Origin of the sequence: Paenibacillus sp. BK033 (genome assembly GCF_004345425.1) — a bacterium.
Taxonomy (GTDB): domain Bacteria; phylum Bacillota; class Bacilli; order Paenibacillales; family Paenibacillaceae; genus Pristimantibacillus.
Window position 1 is genome coordinate 1 of record NZ_SLVP01000011.1, and the last position, 18,902, is coordinate 18,902.

Consider the following 18,902-nt stretch of genomic DNA (forward strand, 5'->3'; position numbering starts at 1 on the left):
ATATCTTTATTTGGATCGTGAATTATCTTGTACAAATCGTCCATAAAACACCACCAAAAGTTTATTTCAATAATACCACATATTGGAACTATCCTGCCCTTTAGTTCAACAAAAAAGCAACCGTACTTAATGTGCGCGGCTGCTGTCGTTGTGTTTTGAACTAATGTCTCCCGTTAGCGCAATAAATTATTATTGCTCCAGTTGTAGTTCACGATAATTATTTTTCATGTATTTATAACCGGAATATGCAGTCAAAGCAACAGCCAAAATCATAATAGTCAGGTCGATCGGAAACTTCGTGAAATACGAGAATGGGTAATTACCTAATAATACTGCGGTGATTGCGACTACTTGGAGAACTAATTTTAGTTTTCCATGTTTATCTGCTGCAAGTGCAGTGCCCTTCGCAGCAGCCAGGACGCGGATTCCAGATACCATTACTTCACGACCTATAATTACAACTGCAATCCAAGAAGGAATCATTTTTTGCTGAACCATCATAATTAAAGCTGCTGAAACTAAAAGCTTATCGGCGAGTGGGTCCAACAACTTTCCCAAATTAGTTATTTGATTATACTTACGAGCAATGTATCCATCTAATTTGTCTGTAGCTGATGCAATAACAAAAATTCCAACTGCCCAATACAAACCATAGTGATTTATGTAATTCAAAAACTCTATGTGCTCTGCTATCCACGATGGATATTGTTGAAAGGCGAGGAGAAAAAGCGGAATCATCCCAATTCTTACGATTGTAATTTTATTAGCGAGGTTCAATTATTCATCACCCTCCAAGTTTGTTTAATGTCTTTATATTACCATATTTACACAGTTTAACATCCATAAAATAGAATGGGTTGTTGGAACTATCCTGCCCGTTCGTAACGAAATAATGGAGCAGCTGCCGCCGGCAAACTGCTCCAAGATGCGTTGAACTATCGTTCCCCGTTAGTTTAACACGTAGGTTTAGTTAATGTTATAATTCCAAGGATAGTGATTTACGGAGGATGAGTGAATATGGTCATTTCAGAACGCCTAAAGAAAAAAATGCCAGTGCTAGAGATTCCGATATGGGGTGGTTATCTGCGCTCACAATGGGAAATTCATTTTGCATCTCATCTAAGCGAAAAAGATAAGGAAGATATCTTTCTTAATGATGAAGGTGGCTATCTATGGCATCTATTCAGCTATAGTCGGAAAGAATGTCTCGAAAAGGAAGCGGCAGTGCAAGCATTCATACAAGAACCTAAAGGTCCTTGTTTTCTATTTTACCAACATTCGGATTACGCACTACGTCTTGAGAACGCAGACAACCTAACCATCGAAGATTTGCATGATCAATCAGATATATATATCGTTTCGGTGGATTTTAGCTGGACTTATGTTGTTACGCATGAGAAGGACTGGCTTGGGCCTTATTTCAGTCGCCTCGCTATTTAGCATAAAAACCTCAGTCGGTCGTTCTTGCCGGCTGAGGTTTTGTTGAGCTATCGTTCCCCGATAGCTTAAAGATAAAATGTCTATATTACCATCCTGTAGACTCCTGCCTCACCGAGAAAATCATTTCTTGTTAATCCTTTTTCCCCAAGCAATATCCGATAATTCGTTATGGTACCATCATGCGAGATAATAAATATTCTCTTATAAATTTGTGGGATCCAATCTAATAATTGCTTTGCATATCCCTCGAAAACATCTTGGTCGATCCTATTTATACCTTCTTTCCAACAGTCCAAATCAAAATCAAGAATTTGAACATCTCCATATAAGTTTGTAATTTCATTTTTAGAAAGGATCTGATCACAAGATAGAAAAAGGGACTCCGGATTTTGAGGGAACATTCTTGGGCCAACAAAAGGGGAAATAATGAAGTCTAAACTATTGTGTAATATAGATGCTGTTTCAATTGTACGTTTAGTTGGACTTACAAGCATCAAATCATCAGGGTTAATTTTTATTTTCTCTCGTAGTTGTGTCACCTGAAACTCGCCATATTCTGTCAGACTAGGGTGTAAAGTGTTCAACCGATTGGGGTAATCTTTGAGGTGTTCTCCGTGACCATGTCGAATAAATAAAAACTCCATCTATCTGCCCCCTAACTTTAAAACCGATTCTCTTAAGTATAGAGTGTTCTATATCATAGATGTAATCAGTAATTTTGAGAGGTGCCATTTATTACATTTATGGAAATAAGAATGACCGCCCTTTAACATGTAAAGCTGCCAAATATATCGGCAGCCTCACCAAGGTGTGTATTCAACTACGCATAGTAATCGCCTTTTCTAGGATACTCTTTATGCTCAAGGAAATATCTATGTATCTTATCAAACACTCTATTTGCTGCTGCTTGTGACTGTTTCTTATTCTTCAGTACGACCACTTCGGAGATGGAGGTTTCCATTGAAATATCGCAGTTTATCAAACTAGATAGGTCAATTTCAAACACCCCATCAAGTTCCTTTAGGCATTCTCCAAATCGATATTCTGCAATAGTTCCTCTTACTGTAATTAACTCGAAGTTCAAACAGATTGCCATCTTTTAAACCTCACTTTAAAGACATTACTGGCTGAAGAAAATGGACTAAGAGGTTTAATCAGATATAATTCACGAATCCCTCTTTATATCCATAAACTCTAGCCACGTTCCCATCGACCTCTCCTGGGACATGAATTTCTTTTAGTTTAGTCATCACGTATGCAATATTTTCTTCTGTCAAACTAATTTCCAACCATTCAATGGTTTTGTAACGACCTTGACGGAAATGGTAGAACCAGTCTGCATCCCAGTGGGCAATATAACCGTTCTCATTATCTTTTGTTCTCCAACGAATCGTTCTATCGGAGTCAAGCATAGCCTCTCTAATCTCGTCCCACTTCGTATCGTTCATTAACGGAATCAATTAGATCACCTTCTTTATTAACTTTCGTTTTCCGTTAGCTTAATTCAAATTGGTAAAATAAGTTCTGAGATTATTCCAGACATCTTCAATAACGAAATAGTTTTCTCTTGCCTTTAACTCTTGACCTTTATTATCAACGTAATGAATAAAGATCTCTAGATTATCTCCAACTGTATCGAGGCTCCAGTCTAAGTAAACTACTGTATCGCCAATAGCGAGTTCATCTGATCTGGTCAATTCAAGTTCGCCATCATCATCAGTAACTACATTTGAAATAAATCCTTCAATCACATAAATTCTATCCCCTTTTCGACTTTCACTTGATACACTCATATTTCACCAGCTTTCCCTACGTATATTAATGAGGCTATTGTCTCCCGATAGTTTAAAGAACTTCAACAAATTCTATTGTAGAAAACGAGTGTTGCTTTATCATTTAATGCTTTCTGATCACCTGTCTTGGTGAATCCCATCTTCTCATACAAATAACAATTACGTTCTTCTTCTAATAGCGTAGCTAGTCCCCAGGAATTGACTTCCGGAAACATTTCCATGAGAAGTGTAACTGCTTTTTGAGCCACTCCTTTTCCTTGTTCCTCGGGCAGTATAAACATAGGGCCTATCCAAAACATAACCCCATCTTCTTTTCGAACTACACAAATTGCTCCTACAAGAACGCCATCAGCTATTATTTTATAGACTTGACCTTGAGGATTAATAATTCTCTTTACAACTCGTTCAATGGTTTCATTTGCAGGATTAGTTTCAAAATCTTGATATTTTTCCAATAACGGAAGAAATGCTCTTACTTGAATATCGAGAATTAATTCAGCATCCTTTTCAACAGCAACCTCAAGTTTTATGTTCATATCGAACCTCGCATTCATTACATCTGCTGTTTTTCTTCAACTAACGTTCTTCGTTAGGTTAACGAATATTGCTCTATTAAGCCTTAGAAAACAAGTGCATTCAAATAAATGAATGAAGTTCAGCCGATTGGACCAGTTAAACGCCAAAGTGTTTATGCCACTTATCATCACCCATAATTCGATCAATAATATGGTTTTCTGCCCACACAGCGGCTATCTCGAGACCTTCACAGTTCACTTTATCTGAAGGAGATATCTCTCCTTTGTGATAAATAGAATAACTGCCACTCAAACTATCTATTACACAATAAGGTGGAGGCCAGGCTTCTTCGTCATTTTTAAATGGGCGATTATCTACGACTGGCCATTCTTCGGACTTTAGTACATAATCGTAAATCCCTACTACAAATCGATAATCTTCGCTCAAGGGGATATCCGCAATAGTTTCTCCGATATGTTTATAAATCGCTATTGAGGCATCCTTAAACCTTCTTCCAAAAGCGAATTTTCCATCTGGTAGTGGTATTGCGTATACATCACCAAGTTTGATTCTTCGTCTCCGTTTTGTTGACATAGTAACCCCCGTTAATAACTAGATACCACCATTATAACTTACATTTACCACGTTATCCTGCCCGTTAACGTAACGGATAGTCCCATTATAATTGGGATCATTCTTCATCATTCGTGAAGCTATTCACTTCGACGAATTTCATTCATAAGTCTCATAGTAAGCATTAGCTATATATTTATCATTGTTTGAAATCACAGGACCTTCTAATAATTCCCCCTGAAGTTTATCAAATGTAAAAAAGTATTGAGAATACACAAAGATTAAAAAAAGCGCAATAATTCCGGTCAAAGAAGCAATAAAAGAATATTTGGGGAATCGTCTCCTTTTATTAATGAACATGAATAATTTGAAACAAAATATTAGAAAAAACGGAACAGTTAAGAGAAGAATTATCAGACCGATTAACAATAAATAAAGTCTATCCATATGGTCCTCCGCTATCAGGATGTATTGCTGTTCTTCTAAATCACTCGCGTTAATTAATCAACCAGCACTTCTGATAATACCACATTTTGGAAATATTCTGCCCGTTAGTTGAGAAAACGGCAGCTCATCATATGATAAGCTGCCGTCGTCCATAACGAATGTTATGGACCTCTAAAATTATTTTATTAATCTTCAATAGGAACTGGACGAAGAGTCTTATCTCCAATTCTATTCCACCAACCAGAGGAAATTCCATAATAAATGTCATATGCCCAAAACTCGGCATTTTCATGAAATATGATACTCTCCTCATTAATTTCATCTAAATGAGACCAATGCCGATTAATCCTATAAATGGATTCGTCATAAGTAATACTAAAAGCTTCAATCATTTTTTTAGAAATATCTAAACATAACTTTAAAGCATTTTCATCCGTTACAAATATAAATGGTGAATTCAAACTTATCCCTCACTTAGTATACATATACTGACCAAAATTTCGGTTATGTAATATGATTTCTCAACGCTATAGTACCATATTAGGTGTATACGACTTATTGGAACTTATTGGAACTAACCTGCCCTTTAGCTTAATGAAGTCTAAGCTGTTACACTTTATTTTGGTGACTCTTTTGTCGTTAGTGCAGTATAAAGGGATATTCACGTCTAAAAAAAACGACAAGAAAATACCTACAAATGAAAAAGAACCTTGATTTATCAAGGTTCTAAATCGGGATTATTATGTCGTTGTACTCCAGAATCGGCGGTTCATAAACGATGACACAAATGTTTAGACGTTTCTGACAGCCAGAGCACTTCTAAGTTAGTTGGTAGTCCCTGCGAGCCGGCAGGTCCTCGCGGCCCGATCGTTCCAGGGTTCCGTCCGCACACCTTGGTCCCTCGGGACCCTGAACACCCGTCAGGCTTGCGGGCCTTATGTTTGGTTTGTTTTAGACTTTAATGAGGCCGCTGCATTTCCATGCAGCGGCCTCTGACAACTAAAAAAATCATTTTTATCGACTATTACTAGCGATCAGATATTCTGACCGCCCGAGACCTCGATTCTCTGTGCGTTAACCCAGCGATTATCGGAACCGAGTAAGCCGGCGACTGCGGGACCAATGTCGTCGGGTACGCCGACTCGACCCAATGCAACCATTGCGGCAAAGGCGTCTTTGTAAGCAGGCGTGTCGCGTACAGCACCGCCTAGAAAGTCCGTTTCAATTGCGCCTGGCGCAATTGTATTAGCGGTGATACCGCGGTGACCAAGCTCTTTGGCCATATAGATGGTTAAAATCTCGACTGCCCCCTTTGCAGCGGAGTAAGCGGAGAAGCCCGGATAAGAGACACGGGTGAGACCCGATGAAAAGTTCACAATGCGGCCGCCATCTGCAAGTAGTGGCAGAAGGGCTTGAGTCAAGAAAAACACGCCCTTAACATGCACATTAAACAGGCCGTCGAACTGAGCTTCTGTAGTTTCGGTAAAGTTGGTCATTTCTCCGTGGCCGGCATTATTCACCAAATGATCGAATGTAGTGCGATTCCAAGTTGACTGCAGAGTCGAACGGACAGTCTCGGCAAAGGCAGCAAAGCTGGAAGTATTTCCAACATCGAGTTGTAGAGAAACCGCTTTACGCCCAAAGCTTCGATCTCGGCAACGACTGAATTGGCTTCTTCTGCTTGGCTTCGATAGGTTAGGATGACATCGCCCCCATGACGAGCAATACTGATGGCCGTATTGCGACCAAGTCCACGGCTGCCGCCAGTGACGATTGAGATATTTGTCATTGTAACTTCATCCTTTCAGAAATCATCTTGAATTACATTGATATCATAAAAGGTAAAGTTTACTTGAAGTCAAGGATATTTTGAATATAATATTAAGTGCTTATTTGAACAGAAAAAACCGTTGTTTTTAATTCCATTTCCCTCTCTTTATCGTATAACCTGAAAAGTCTAAAATTCGTATCGTCAAAATTTGTTTAAAGTAAACTTTAACAGAAAGCGGTGAAGGTTAATTTATGTTGACTATAAGAGAAGTTACTGTATTGACGGGAATAACGGCTCCAACCCTTCGATATTACGAAAAGGAGGGGCTGCTTCCACATGTGAAAAGAAATGAAAACGGGAAGCGGCTGTATGACGAAGAAGATTTAAGCTGGATATCCTTTGTTACTGCGCTTCGAGCCACAGGAATGCCGATCGCTCAAATTCAGAAGTATGTATACTTGTATAAAGAAGGGGACTCGACGATTTCGGAACGAAAAATGATGATGCTTCATCATAAAAAAGAAATTGAGAAGAGCATAAGGGCACTATACTTCAACTTGGATAAAATAAACTATAAACTTGCTCTATATGATGTGTTAGAGTCTCAGATTGACCGAACTACCATAAAAATTTGATTTCATACCGAGCCCCTGCAAGTTTCGTCCTGCTTATGATAGGGTTCCGCGTATCGATTCTTATAAAAGTCGATTGTCTCATCATCTGACGCGGATGGAAAAAAGATCGCGGCGTTCAAGATATTGAATCGATTACTAAGCTGGCGGAAAGAACAAAAGCTGAGTCTTAAACGTCCTGAACATGCTCCTTCTGCCAATACGGCAGAGGGGGCTTTTGCCTTCCAGAAGCAAACCCCCCTTTTCGTTACGTATCGTTCTATAACCCCGCCATAGACACTGCGGGAATATTCTCAATTATGCCCATGTTGTAACCGTCTCTAATGGTAATCGATAGGAAGGATAACCTTCTTTTGCTGCTTTCCCTATCGAGATTAACATGACCGGTTGGAAACGGTTTTTATCCAAACCAAACGCTTCGGCAATTTGATCCTTCTCATAACCGGCCATCGGGTTGGTGTCATACCCGTGGGCACGGGCCACGAGCATAAGCTGCATCGAAACGAGGCTTGAGTCAATCAGATTCATACTATGAAGACCGGATTCACTCAGGCTGGCATAATATTCCTTTGATTGCTCGATTTGCATATCCGCAATGTCCTGAGGCATATAGCCTAGTTCAACGGATTTGCCGATAATTTCGTCCATATATGCAATGTTGTTTTTATCATAAAATACCGCGATAACAGCCGATGAAGTCAAAGCTTGCGTCCGGTTGAAGGAGGCTAGCGGAGCAAGTGTTTCTTTACCTTCTTTGCTGTCGATGACAAGGAAACGCCAAGGCTGCATATTAATGGCTGAGGGGGCGCGGGTAGCTTCCGACAAAATTTCGCTCATTTCCTCCCTGCTGATCTTCACTTCAGGATCGTAGGCTTTAACAGCACGGCGACCAAAAACGATTTCGTTGAAATCGTTTGTTTGATGGAATTTCCCAGTGTAATTTTTCATGTGAATTCCTCTCCTTTTTATCTTTATAAGATTTTTGAAGTTGCGGTACCTACCACTTACCTTCACTTTGACGAGTGTAAACTATGAAGTATACTTTATAGCAAGAGAGGAAATTCGAGGTGATTAATATGAAGATTAGTGAGGTAGCAAAAGCTGCTGAGCTTCCTATATCTACTATCCGTTACTATGAGAAAATCGGCATTATTACTGAGGATTATATACTTAGAGATCAGAATAATTATCGGAAGTATGCTGCAGGAGTCATCCCATATATTGAAGTTGTTAAACAATGTTTGGCTGTTGGTTTTTCGATTCATGATATAAAATCAATGATCTCATTACATGGAATAACAAAAGAGGAGCTAACCCGCATTATTAGAAATAAAGTGTCCGAAATCGAAGAGGCTCAACTAAAATTAGAGAATTCCAAACAAAGTCTTTATGATATTCTCGAATCAGATGTTACATGTGAAGACGGGTTCGGAAAATACTGATTTTAAATATTTCAAACGAACGCTCATTCGTGGAGTAAAAGGGCCCAGTAGACTGGGGGGGATTTGCAACTCTGCCACAGAACAGGGCTACTCTTGCAGCAGAATTAAGAAGGACTCGCCGCTGCGAACGCTTCGCACCGAAGGCGTATACGAATATAAGTTCTTCCATCAAACAGGAGAGCTTCTTTGCCGACTTTCGCTGTAAGCTTCTTACCGTCTTTGGTAATCGTCGCCGAGTGCTTTTGTTACAGCCGACCTGTGATTTCACCCATCTACAACTTCCCTTTAAGCCTTATGTAACTATCTGCATGAACGCTGATAGAGAATAGTAGCGAAACTGCGGTTACAAACCCAATTAAAGGTTTACTTAATTTCATTCTCATTTCACGCTTCATTATCATCTTTAGCAGATATACATCAAGATTTTGATTTTACCGTATCACTTTGTTATTGGTGTGTCATGACAAAGAGAACAGCCCGCCGGCTGTTCTCTTTCGCTATTTGCCTTAGAAGCACGTAAACGAGCGAATCTGATTCAAATCGATGCCGAAGTACGCCCAGAAGAAGCCGAACCATCTGAACCCTGCAACAGAATTACGCCCGACGAATACCGGGAAGAACCAGAATTGCCCGCCGTTGTTCAGCCAAATGTATGTGTTGCGGAACAAGCAGCCTCTGATCCCGCCAGGGTCGACGGCAAATGTGGTAAACGGCATTTGCGGTACGAATTGCGGTGGAGGAGCCATGGGCGCTTGAACTCCTCCTGGTGCACCCCCTGGAAACCCCGGAGTCCCCGGAAACCCACCTGGAAATCCACCTGGAAACCCACCTGGAAACCCCGGTCCTCCCGGTCCTCCCGGCACGCCAGGACCGCCCGGAAATCCCGGAAACCCTCCGCCGGTTCCCGGCGTTGGAAAAAAACCCATATGTGATCGCTCCTTTTAATGAATAGGCATAATCATCATATGCATTCGCGGAGAGGGCGCCTGGGCGAGTTCCAATAAAAAAATCTTGAGGCACGAAATGCGACTAAAAAGGCTGTACTAACTTTCAAATCCGGTTTAAATATCGCGTTTTGAATAAGGTTTCCGATAAAGATGACCGAAAACAAGTCTAAAACTCTTAGTCCTATTCGCTTCAAGAGATAGCCCCCATTAGGTAACGTCACGTTGCTCCAGCGGGACGTTCGCGAGTACCCGCCGGAAGAGATCTTGGAGTACTTATATAGAATGTACGGTGCAGCGAGGGAATGAACATATGGTAAAAAACTGACGTTGAAGTTATGATATTAATGAAAAAAATAATGACATCGGACGGGACAATCTATGAATATTCCGGTTTTAGCAAGCAAGCTTTATATCCCCGTGCCCAGAACGAAAGTTGTCTTCCGCCCGCGTCTGATCGAGCGGCTGAACGAGGGGCTGGAACGCAAGCTGACCCTCGTTTCCGCCTCCGCCGGTTTCGGCAAAACAACGCTGGTCGGCCAATGGGCCGTCGATTGCGATCGGGCAGTCGCTTGGCTGTCGCTGGACGAAAGGGACAATGACTCCACGCGCTTCTTCCTTCATCTCATCGCTGCCGTGCAGTCTATTGCGGAGAGCGTCGGAAACAGCGTGTTCACCGCTTTCGAATCGTCTCAGTCCCCGCAAATCGAATCGATTCTCACGGTTCTGCTTAATGAAATCTCGACTTTCCAGTTCAAAATCGTTCTTGTCCTGGACGATTACCATCTCATCGATTCGGAACAGATCGACGATGCCCTCCTCTTCCTGCTCGAGCACCTCCCTCCGCAAATGCACCTGGTTATCGCCACTCGCGAAAACCCGCAGCTGCCCCTGGGCAAATTGCGCGCAAGAGGACATTTGACCGAGCTGCGCGACAGCGATCTTCGATTTACTTCCAAAGAAGCTGCGGCTTTCCTTCATCAAGCGACAGGGCTGGATCTAACGGCCGACGAAATGGCTGCCCTGGAATCCCGGACCGAAGGCTGGATTGCGGGACTCCAGCTGGCGGCTCTCTCGATGCAAGGCCGCGAGGACATTCCCGGGTTCGTTCGGGCATTTTCCGGAGACAATCGGTACATTGTGGACTACTTGGCCGAAGAGGTTCTGCAGCGCCAGCCGGAGCCCATCCGAAGATTTTTGCTGCAGACATCCATTCTCGACCGTTTGCATGGCCCACTGTGCGAAGCCGTCACCGGCCAGGCGGAAGGCAACGTACGGTTGTCCGATTTGGAGAAGGGCAATTTCTTTATCGTTCCGCTGGACGACAGACGCCAGTGGTATCGCTACCATCACCTCTTCGCGGATGTTCTCTACGCTCATTTGAAGGCGGATCAGCCCGATCAAATCGCTTCATTGCATCGTCGTGCAAGCATTTGGTACGAGCGGAACGGCTCCGCGGACGATGCGATCCGCCATGCTCTCGCAGCAAAGGATTTCACGCGAGCGGCGGACCTGATCGAGCTGGCCTGCCCGACGATGGCCAAGCTTCGACAAGAAGCTACGATGCTACGTTGGCTAAAGGCGCTGCCTGACGAGTTGGTTCGCCGTCGGCCCGTGCTCAGCGTTGTGTATGCTGGGGCGCTGCTGACCCTCGGCAAGCCGGAGGGTGTAGAAGAACGGATTCGGGACGCCGAAAGCGGGCTGGAGCCGACGGCAGACTTGAACGAACGACCGGATGTCCACTCGTCTTCGGCTGAGAAGGTTTTCGTAGACGAAGCCGAATATCGCCGTCTCCCTGGAACGATCGCAATGTATCGGTCAGCGCTTGCCCTCATGACGGGCAATTTAATCGATGCAATGAAGTACGCCCGACTGGTGCTGAGCCTCATGCCGAAAGATGCCTATCTCAAGCGCGGAGCGGCATCCGCTCTCCTTGGACTCACCTCCTGGACAAGCGGGAGCCTCGATGAAGCTTATCGTCTGTTCGCTGATGGCATGGCCGACGTGCAGCAAGGCGGGTACATCTCCGACGCGATCGGGGGCACGAACGCCCTTGCCGATATCCGAATCGTTCAAGGCCGTCTCCGTCAGGCGATGAGCCTATACGAGCGGGGATTGCAGCTTTCGATCGAGCATGGTGATCCTGTCATGCGGGGAACGGCGGACATGTACGTGGGGATGGGCGAAATCCATCGCGAGCGCAACGATCTGGAGACCGCCATGCAGCTTCTGCTGAAAAGCGAGGAACAAGGCGAGCATACCGGATTTCCGCAATACCGGTATCGCTGGCACGTCGCGATGGCTCGAGTATGCGAGGCGCAAGGAGACTTGCAAAGCGCGCTCGACCTCCTCGACGATGCGGAGCGCTTTTATGTCGGTGATCTTTTCCCGAATGTGCGTCCTGTGGAGGCGATGAAAACAAAGGTGCTGATCGCGCAGGGGAAACTGCGCGAAGCGCTCGAATGGGCACGCGCACATGGCCTGACCGCCCGGGACGAACTGAGTTACCTGCGCGAATTCGAGCATATCACTTTAGCCAGATTGCTTCTTGCCCGTTTTCGAAGCAATCGGGAATACAGCTTTTTACATGAGGCCATGGGACTTCTTGAGCGCCTCCGTCAAGCGGCGGAAGAAGGCGAAAGGACGGGAAGCGCGATCGAAATCATGATCGTGACGGCTCTTGCGCATCAAATGAAAGGAGACACGCCTGCTGCGCTTGGGCCGCTGGAACGCGCCTTGACTTTGGCTGAACCGGAGGGCTACTTCCGTATTTTCGTAGACGAAGGCCAACCTATGGAGGTTCTGCTGGGAGCCGCCTCGAAACAAGGACTCAACCCCAAGGAATTTGTTCGCAGGCTCCTGGCAGCCTTTAGCCGGACCAAACCGGCTGCAAACCATTCGCTGCGTGAACCGCTAAGCGAACGTGAACGCGACGTACTTCGGTTGCTAAGAACCGAACTAAGCGGACCGGATATTGCCCGCGAGCTGATAGTTTCCCTGAACACCCTGCGAACCCACACCAAAAACATTTACGACAAGCTCGGGGTGAACAACCGCCGCGCAGCCGTCCGACGGTCCGAGGAACTCGATTTGTTATAACGTAAGCGCATCCCCCCGCCCTGGCAAAATAACCGGGGCTTCTTTGCGTTTCCCAATAAAATTTCGCCACATCAATCACCACATGTGGTGATGCGGTCTCCCTACATGAACAATTATCATTGGATCTAGCAAGAACACGCGTAGACAGGAATCGAAAACGCAGGAGGGAGATGCAGGTGGTGAATAATGAGTGAGACGCAAGGGTCAATGGAAAGCCGACACGACGGATTTTACGAGATTTGCATTAAGGGGCACTTGGATGCCAGATGGGCTTATTGGTTCGAAGGGATGAGCCTTACGCACGGGAGCGACGGAACGACCGTCCTTTACGGCCCGGTGGCCGACCAGGCCGCCTTGCATGGCATGCTGAGAAAAATACGGGATCTCGGCCTTGCATTAGTATCGGTCATTCAAAAAAAGAAGGAGACGAACCCATGAACAAAGAGAGTAAAATTACAGTAATTTCGCGTCTTTTCCGCTTCGCCGGCGTAGCCGCTATGTTGTCAGGGATCCTGTTTGTCGTCATTCAAACGATCCATCCGCTGGACATTCTTTCATCCGTCAACACCGATCGGTGGGTCCTCGTTCACTTATTGGGCATAGCCATGTGCTTCCTCGGCCTGCTCGGCCTGACGGGGATCTACGCCAGGCAAGCGGCAGAGACCGGCTGGCTTGGTCTGATCGGCTATTTCACGTTAAGCCTCTTCTATGCGCTTACGATGGCTTTTCAATTCGTCGAAGCCCTTATTTCTCCGACGCTCGTAACCGAGTCTCCAAAGCTTGAGGAGAGCATCTTGGCGATCGCCGGGGGATCTTCCGGCGAGTACCTCGGAGCCCTTGAAACGACTTACATGTTGACGGGCATCCTGTACTTGCTCGGCGGCCTGTTATTTGGCATCGCATCATTCCGCGCCCGCATCCTGTCGCGCTGGGCGGCCGGTTTGCTTGCCTTAGGAACGATTCTGCCTCTTCCTTTGTCTTCGCTGGTCCATCATCCGTACGATCGGTTTTTGGCGGTGCCTGTTGGGCTGGCCCAGGCTTGGCTGGGTTATTCCCTCTGGCGATCCTTGTCCAAGGAGAGGAAGGAAGGTGTCCCAGATCTTCAAAGCGCCGGCAAAAGAGTCCCCGGCTAAGCTCCTCATATCCGGCCTGATTTTTCTGAGCTTCATTCGGCGATCGGAAGAACATTTGATGCGAAGGCTGGCTGTTTGGTCCATATAAAAAAGGGGGGTCCCACCGTCATTTTAACGACTTATGGGATACCCCCTTTCGATGTTACATTAAGCTATTGTTCTCCTAAAGGCGAACCCGCCATTACGCCCTCTGCGTGAAAATCTGGAAGGTGACGCCGAATTTGTCGGTTACCATCCCGTACGCGGGACTGAAGTAGACCTCCTGCAGGGGGTGATCGACCTGTCCGCCCTCTTTCAGCGCCTCATAATACTTCTGGGCTTGCTCCTTATCGGCGATGGTGATGCAGATGTTTACTTGCTTGCCCTGCGCGAACCGGACCCCGGTGGCCGTATCGGCGACAAACAGAACCGCTCCTCCGATCTTCAGGACGGCATGAGCCACTCGGTCCCTCGCCTGCTCCGACACCGCTTGTCCAGCTTCGCCGAAGGTCTGCTTGAATACCACCTTGGCTTCCAACGCTTGCTCGTAAAAGGCGATTGCCTCACGAGCGTCTCCGTCCAGCATAATATACGGGGTCAGTTGCACTTCCATAGTTAACAGCTCCTTCAACCTTTAGGATTGATCTTTCTCTGATAGTGTAACCACTAATAGTGACAACTTCTGTCATAATTAGTAGTTATTTTATCAAGCCGGGATTAAAGTCGACCGGCTTCATGCCTTCCGCCTTCCACACCGTGCCTCTTCGCTCGTACTCGAATAAATTTTCGATTTCCTTCGCGATTTGCGGACCTAACTCGCGCTCGACCAAATACAAGGCTATATCGAGTCCGGAAGTTACGCCGCCTCCGCTCACAAGACGGGGATTATCCTCCACGATTCTCGCATCAACCGGATTGGCGCCGAGTGCCTTTAACGCATTCATGCCCAACTCATTGGTAACCGCATACCTGTCCTTGAGCAGCCCTTTCATGGCAAGCAGCAATGAGCCTCCGCATACGGTAGCCACAGTCACCTCCTTATTGCGAAACGCCTGATGCATCAATTCGGTTAATCGTGAATTCGCAGCCTTTCCAAGTATCTTCGGAATGGCATCCTCCGAATTTCCCGCCGGTTTGCCAGCCGCTCCAGGGACCAAAATGATGCCAGAACGATTCGGATCAAGCTTCGCCTCCGCCGTGAGGGAAGGTCCGTTCAAGCCGCTCGGGACAGAGCGTTTGCCTTCTGCGGATACCAATTCTACGGTAATCGCTCCATTCGAGTACATGCCTGCGGCAGTGAATACTTCATAAGGACCCAATGCGTCAAGCAGATCGAAGCCGTTAAACAGTACGATTTGAACATGAACGTTTTGGTCCTTGTCCGCATCCTGATCCTTTTTAGTTTTTGCGCTTGCTCCAGGAGCAACCAGAGCGAGAACGAGTGTCAGCGACAAGAGCAATCCAAGCATCTTTTTCATTGTTAACACCAAATCCTTTCATTTCGATTAGACATGCAAACGGTATGAAGTCAAAAGCACTCATCGGATTGTTTAAACAAAGCGGGGTCTGCCGACCGTTCTAATGAAAATTTTCGGAATGATCAGCAGTAGCTATACCATGTTACCGGTCACTTCATGGGATTCTTATGCCTGTTAATTTGGATGCCGGCAGCATTCCGGCCTTCGCGACCCCGGTCATGCGATCACCGTCGACAGCCACTTCGAATTTCAGATTTAAGCGCATCGGCTTTGTGATTTTCAGCAGCCAGGCTAGCTTGTCGCCCTGTAGAACCGGATCCACAAAATCAACCGTTTCGTTCCCTTGTATGGCCTTGCCGTGGACGACGCCGTGGTATGTAACAATGGATAGCCTAACCTGCAGCTTCCCGACCGGCGTAGCAATCGTCGTATCCCAATCTCCATCAAATGCGAATTCTTGCTGAGTCTTGCCAGTCGTGGCGCCATCTTCGATCGCCGCTTGCTTCTCCGCTTTCCGCGGCTTGCCGCCCGTTAGTGGTATTGGCGCCATCCCCGTCGCCCGCCAGACGGTTCCCCTCCGCTCATATTCGAACAACTGCTCGATTTCGTACGCGATGCGCGGTCCAAACTCGCGCTCAACCAGATAGAGTGCCGCATCGAGTCCCGACGTGACGCCGCCGCCGGTAACCAGATTGCCGTCATCCACGACGCGCGCCGGGATAGGAACCGCCCCGGTTGCACCCAGTAATTCCATGCCCAGATGATTCGTTACCGCCGGTCTGCCCTCAAGCAGCCCCGCCATTGCCAGCACCAGGGACCCGCCGCATACTGTTGCGACGACGACGTCTTTTTGTTCCAGCGCCTTTCCGAGCATGCCGGGCAACGTCGTATGGACGGTCCGTCCCAAAATGGACGGAACCGAATCGGGGCCGTCTCCTTCGACGGGACCGGATGCTCCGGGCACGAGAATAATGCCCGGGCGCCCCGGATCCAATCGGCCGCCGGCCTCGATTTTTAACCCGTTCGTGCCGCTAGGCACGGATCTTGGCTCCTCGGCGGTAACGAGCTCTACGCTTAACGCGTTTTCCGTTATCATCTCAGCAACACAAAATACCTCGTAGGGTGCAAGGGCATCGAGCAGATCGAAGCCGTCAAAAAGCACGATTTGAACCGATAACATTGATTCATCCTCCTTGAATCGTTTCAGCGAAGCATGTGATCTTTATCACTTTGAAAGCATAACAAAGGAGTATCTCAAAAGAAGCGGCGAAAAAGTCACAAAACTATAAACAATTAATCACAAAACGGCAGGCTGCTCTAATACTTGCGGAATACGTGAAAAGATAGGGGAAAAGGTTATTTATCCTCCGTTAAAGAAGTCTTGTCTGTCTGCACTTTATTTACCAACTTAACTGGCTCAAAAATTGCTCAACATGAAATTACGTACAAACTAAAAAAAGAACCTTGAAATAACAAGGTTCTTAATCGGGATTTTCCTATCGTTGTACGCTGAGTGACGACTATTCCATAATCATGCCAATGACTTGTTTCGCAAACGCAGCGTAAGGCTCGATCAGATCAGGACTTCGATCAATAGCCCACCTAAGGTTATCGAAAGCCCTTAACCACGCTTACTTCTGGATTCCAACTTTACTCCCTTGCGGAGCGCAGCTGCCGTTCTGCAAAATATTTCTTTACAACGGAATAAGCGAGCTTCGGTCTGCGGTACCGGTCGACGATTCCCTTGCTGTTCTGCGTTCCAGCGCGGGTTAGCAGCCATCCTGTTCCTTCCGTTACCCTGCAATCGCAAAATTGCCAGATCAGCATGCCGGATAAGAACTGGACGGACGTATAAGCCGCCAAATTGCGCTCGATGATATCGGCCTGGCGCTCCTCCGTTCCTTTCACCCGACTCGGATCCCGGTAGCCGTAATAGCCGTCGGCCCCGAATTCGCTCATGATCATCGGCTTCCCAAGTCCTCCGGCTTGGTCCGCCCAAAGTCTCGCCTGCTTGACAAGCTCCAGAGGATCCTCGTCCTCGTACCAGAGCGGATACAAGTTGAACGAGACGATATCCGCAAGATCGAAGCAAAGCTCGCGATCGCGGTGATGCGAAGCAAAGCTTAGCGGCCTTGACGAATCCATCGCCCGGATTTGCTCGAGCTGCGTCCGATACATCTCCCGTCCTTCCGGCGTATCGCTTGCGCATTCGTTCAGTATCGCCCAGATGATGATGCCAGGATGGTTGTAATGAGTCTCCACCATCTCCCGGTTGCAATCCTCGCACTGCTTGGCGAACAAAGGATGCTTCATTTGCTCCAGGCTAAGGCCGCGCGCATGATTTTCTTCCCATACGAACAAGCCCCGCTCATCGCACAAATCAAGAAACCGTTCGTCGTTCGGATAGTGGCTGGTCCGTACGGTATTGGCACCCATATCCAGCATCAGTTCGATGTCGTTCACCATGAGAGGATAAGGAATGGCGGCTCCTGCCAGCGCATGATCCTCATGCCGGTTGAAGCCCTTCAGAACAACGTCCCCGCCGTTTATTTGGATGCGGCCATTCTCCGTTGTCACCGTTCGAAAGCCGACCCGCTCGATCAAATCATCCACGGGAGCTTCCCGTCCTTCTATATACAGACGCGCCTTCAGCAAATAGAGCTTGGGGTCACCCGCCGACCACGGAGTAACGCCAGGGAACGATTCCGTAATCGAAATCTCGACGGTTTCGCCCGGCTTCACGCCAGCCTCGCCTGCGGCAATGTCCCTGCCTGCCAGACTGAGCCGCAGCCGTGCGCGACGGGCTCGTTGTCCGATATTCCGTACATAGAGGCGAATCGCACCCTGCCAACCTTCAGCCGAACGAATCGGCGTAAAGACGATTCGTTCGATGAACAAGTCTTGCAGCAGCTCAATTGCCGCAGGTCGGATTAAACCTCCATAGGTATAATAATCGTTCGGAACATGGAGCGCGGACGATTCGCCGAATGAATTGTCCACGATCACTGCAACTTCATGCGTTCCCGGTTCGACATCCGGAATGACGACGGCAAACGGCGTATACGCATTATAATGGTGCCCTGCCGGAATTCCGTCAAAAAAAACGTCAGCTGTATGGCTCGCGCCTTTGAAAACAAGCCGAATTGAGCCTTTCTGCGATATTTCTATAGTTCGCCGGTATACGGCCTTCCCCCGATAGGTCGCAAACTGCGGGTGCATCTCCCAACAGCCGGGCACGGGCATTCGATATTCGTAACGGGACGGTAACCCCTCAATCCCGTTAATCGGTTGAAAATCCCAATCGCCTTCCAGCTCTTGCACGTCGCGTATTTCATTCGTTCTAAACAGTCTCAGCAATGGGGACTCCTCCAAACTCTTCATCTAACTCGACGATTTCAACCGCATAGAGGTCCAAGCTTGCATCGGGACCGACGCTCATCTCTTTCAGAAGGCTCTTAAACTTTCCTCGGCAATAATACCCATATAGTATACATTGCCCTTCCCATACGAATGAAACGTTACAGCCGGTTTGTTCCGATCCAATAACGGAGTGCCCAAGCAATGACCGAAATGCGGGGCATCGATTGGCACCTGGCATCACGCTTGCGAAGGCTGAATGTCAATCTATTGCATCACGGTGATGCGGGCTGCAGAG

General features: G+C 46.8%; 20 protein-coding genes and 1 pseudogene. 6 read left to right on the forward strand and 15 right to left on the reverse strand.

Annotated elements, in window-relative coordinates; translation table 11 throughout:
• Positions 1 to 189: 189 nt before the first annotated feature.
• Positions 190 to 777 carry a CDP-diacylglycerol--glycerol-3-phosphate 3-phosphatidyltransferase gene (gene pgsA, locus EV294_RS25845; RefSeq protein ID WP_132312160.1) on the reverse strand — a complete coding sequence of 196 codons (588 nt, stop codon included), beginning with the start codon at positions 775 to 777 and terminating at the stop codon, positions 190 to 192.
• Between the two features lie 240 nt (positions 778 to 1,017).
• Here pgsA and EV294_RS25850 point away from each other — a divergent pair, with 240 nt between their 5' ends.
• Complete coding sequence (locus tag EV294_RS25850; protein WP_132312162.1) at positions 1,018 to 1,440, forward strand: DUF4275 family protein; 423 nt, start codon at positions 1,018 to 1,020, stop codon at positions 1,438 to 1,440.
• Between the two features lie 80 nt (positions 1,441 to 1,520).
• On the opposite strand, the gene EV294_RS25855 is transcribed toward EV294_RS25850, so the two are convergent.
• From EV294_RS25855 to EV294_RS25890, 8 genes and pseudogenes are all read right to left on the reverse strand, one after another.
• Positions 1,521 to 2,084 carry a histidine phosphatase family protein gene (locus tag EV294_RS25855; RefSeq protein ID WP_132312164.1) on the reverse strand — a complete coding sequence of 188 codons (564 nt, stop codon included), beginning with the start codon at positions 2,082 to 2,084 and terminating at the stop codon, positions 1,521 to 1,523.
• 176 nt (positions 2,085 to 2,260) lie between these two features.
• Positions 2,261 to 2,536: a hypothetical protein gene (locus EV294_RS25860; RefSeq protein ID WP_132312166.1), complete on the reverse strand. Its 276-nt coding sequence runs from the start codon at positions 2,534 to 2,536 to the stop codon at positions 2,261 to 2,263.
• Positions 2,537 to 2,594: 58 nt separating this feature from the next.
• The gene (locus EV294_RS25865) at positions 2,595 to 2,900 is read right to left on the reverse strand and encodes a DUF6678 family protein (RefSeq protein WP_132312168.1); all 306 of its coding nucleotides are present in this window, start codon (positions 2,898 to 2,900) and stop codon (positions 2,595 to 2,597) included.
• A 39-nt stretch (positions 2,901 to 2,939) separates the two neighbouring features.
• Entirely contained in the window at positions 2,940 to 3,233 is a 294-nt protein-coding gene (locus EV294_RS25870; protein WP_132312170.1) for a hypothetical protein, read from the reverse strand.
• A gap of 62 nt (positions 3,234 to 3,295) precedes the next feature.
• Entirely contained in the window at positions 3,296 to 3,769 is a 474-nt protein-coding gene (locus EV294_RS25875; RefSeq protein WP_132312172.1) for a GNAT family N-acetyltransferase, read from the reverse strand.
• Between the two features lie 136 nt (positions 3,770 to 3,905).
• Positions 3,906 to 4,343 (reverse strand): Imm26 family immunity protein, encoded by a 438-nt coding sequence (locus EV294_RS25880; RefSeq protein ID WP_132312174.1) that lies wholly within the window; start codon positions 4,341 to 4,343, stop codon positions 3,906 to 3,908.
• Positions 4,344 to 4,954: 611 nt separating this feature from the next.
• Positions 4,955 to 5,230 (reverse strand): hypothetical protein, encoded by a 276-nt coding sequence (locus EV294_RS25885; protein WP_132312176.1) that lies wholly within the window; start codon positions 5,228 to 5,230, stop codon positions 4,955 to 4,957.
• Positions 5,231 to 5,803: 573 nt separating this feature from the next.
• Positions 5,804 to 6,558: pseudogene (locus tag EV294_RS25890) on the reverse strand (SDR family NAD(P)-dependent oxidoreductase).
• Positions 6,559 to 6,791: 233 nt separating this feature from the next.
• Between EV294_RS25890 and EV294_RS25895 the strand changes: the two are divergent.
• Complete coding sequence (locus EV294_RS25895) at positions 6,792 to 7,175, forward strand: MerR family transcriptional regulator (protein WP_132312178.1); 384 nt, start codon at positions 6,792 to 6,794, stop codon at positions 7,173 to 7,175.
• 294 nt (positions 7,176 to 7,469) lie between these two features.
• On the opposite strand, the gene EV294_RS25900 is transcribed toward EV294_RS25895, so the two are convergent.
• A complete protein-coding gene (locus tag EV294_RS25900; protein ID WP_132312180.1) occupies positions 7,470 to 8,120 on the reverse strand; it encodes a nitroreductase family protein in 651 nt (216 codons plus the stop codon).
• A gap of 128 nt (positions 8,121 to 8,248) precedes the next feature.
• Between EV294_RS25900 and EV294_RS25905 the strand changes: the two genes are divergently transcribed.
• The gene (locus EV294_RS25905) at positions 8,249 to 8,614 is read left to right on the forward strand and encodes a MerR family transcriptional regulator (protein ID WP_132312391.1); all 366 of its coding nucleotides are present in this window, start codon (positions 8,249 to 8,251) and stop codon (positions 8,612 to 8,614) included.
• Between the two features lie 506 nt (positions 8,615 to 9,120).
• Here the strand turns inward: EV294_RS25905 and EV294_RS31015 are convergent.
• Complete coding sequence (locus EV294_RS31015) at positions 9,121 to 9,360, reverse strand: transporter (RefSeq protein ID WP_347813061.1); 240 nt, start codon at positions 9,358 to 9,360, stop codon at positions 9,121 to 9,123.
• A gap of 579 nt (positions 9,361 to 9,939) precedes the next feature.
• Here EV294_RS31015 and EV294_RS25915 point away from each other — a divergent pair.
• The 3 genes from EV294_RS25915 (at position 9,940) to EV294_RS25925 (ending at position 13,790) form a co-directional block, all read left to right on the forward strand.
• Positions 9,940 to 12,657, forward strand: a complete 2,718-nt coding sequence (locus EV294_RS25915; protein WP_132312184.1) for a winged helix-turn-helix domain-containing protein — start codon at positions 9,940 to 9,942, stop codon at positions 12,655 to 12,657.
• A 186-nt stretch (positions 12,658 to 12,843) separates the two neighbouring features.
• Entirely contained in the window at positions 12,844 to 13,095 is a 252-nt protein-coding gene (locus EV294_RS25920) for a hypothetical protein (protein ID WP_207918198.1), read from the forward strand.
• Entirely contained in the window at positions 13,092 to 13,790 is a 699-nt protein-coding gene (locus EV294_RS25925; RefSeq protein ID WP_207918199.1) for a hypothetical protein, read from the forward strand. The genes EV294_RS25920 and EV294_RS25925 overlap by 4 nt, the downstream gene beginning before the upstream one ends.
• A gap of 181 nt (positions 13,791 to 13,971) precedes the next feature.
• On the opposite strand, the gene EV294_RS25930 is transcribed toward EV294_RS25925, so the two are convergent.
• The 4 genes from EV294_RS25930 to EV294_RS25950 all read right to left on the reverse strand — a co-directional run bounded on the left by EV294_RS25930 (position 13,972) and on the right by EV294_RS25950 (position 18,604).
• Entirely contained in the window at positions 13,972 to 14,382 is a 411-nt protein-coding gene (locus EV294_RS25930) for a VOC family protein (protein WP_132312186.1), read from the reverse strand.
• 85 nt (positions 14,383 to 14,467) lie between these two features.
• Positions 14,468 to 15,247 carry a DJ-1/PfpI family protein gene (locus EV294_RS25935; protein ID WP_132312188.1) on the reverse strand — a complete coding sequence of 260 codons (780 nt, stop codon included), beginning with the start codon at positions 15,245 to 15,247 and terminating at the stop codon, positions 14,468 to 14,470.
• A gap of 154 nt (positions 15,248 to 15,401) precedes the next feature.
• On the reverse strand, positions 15,402 to 16,427 hold the full coding sequence (locus EV294_RS25940) for a DJ-1/PfpI family protein (protein ID WP_132312190.1): 1,026 nt from the start codon (positions 16,425 to 16,427) through the stop codon (positions 15,402 to 15,404).
• A 470-nt stretch (positions 16,428 to 16,897) separates the two neighbouring features.
• Positions 16,898 to 18,604, reverse strand: coding sequence for a glycoside hydrolase family 2 protein (locus tag EV294_RS25950; RefSeq protein WP_132312192.1), 1,707 nt, complete (start codon positions 18,602 to 18,604; stop codon positions 16,898 to 16,900).
• Between the last annotated feature and the right edge of the window lie 298 nt (positions 18,605 to 18,902).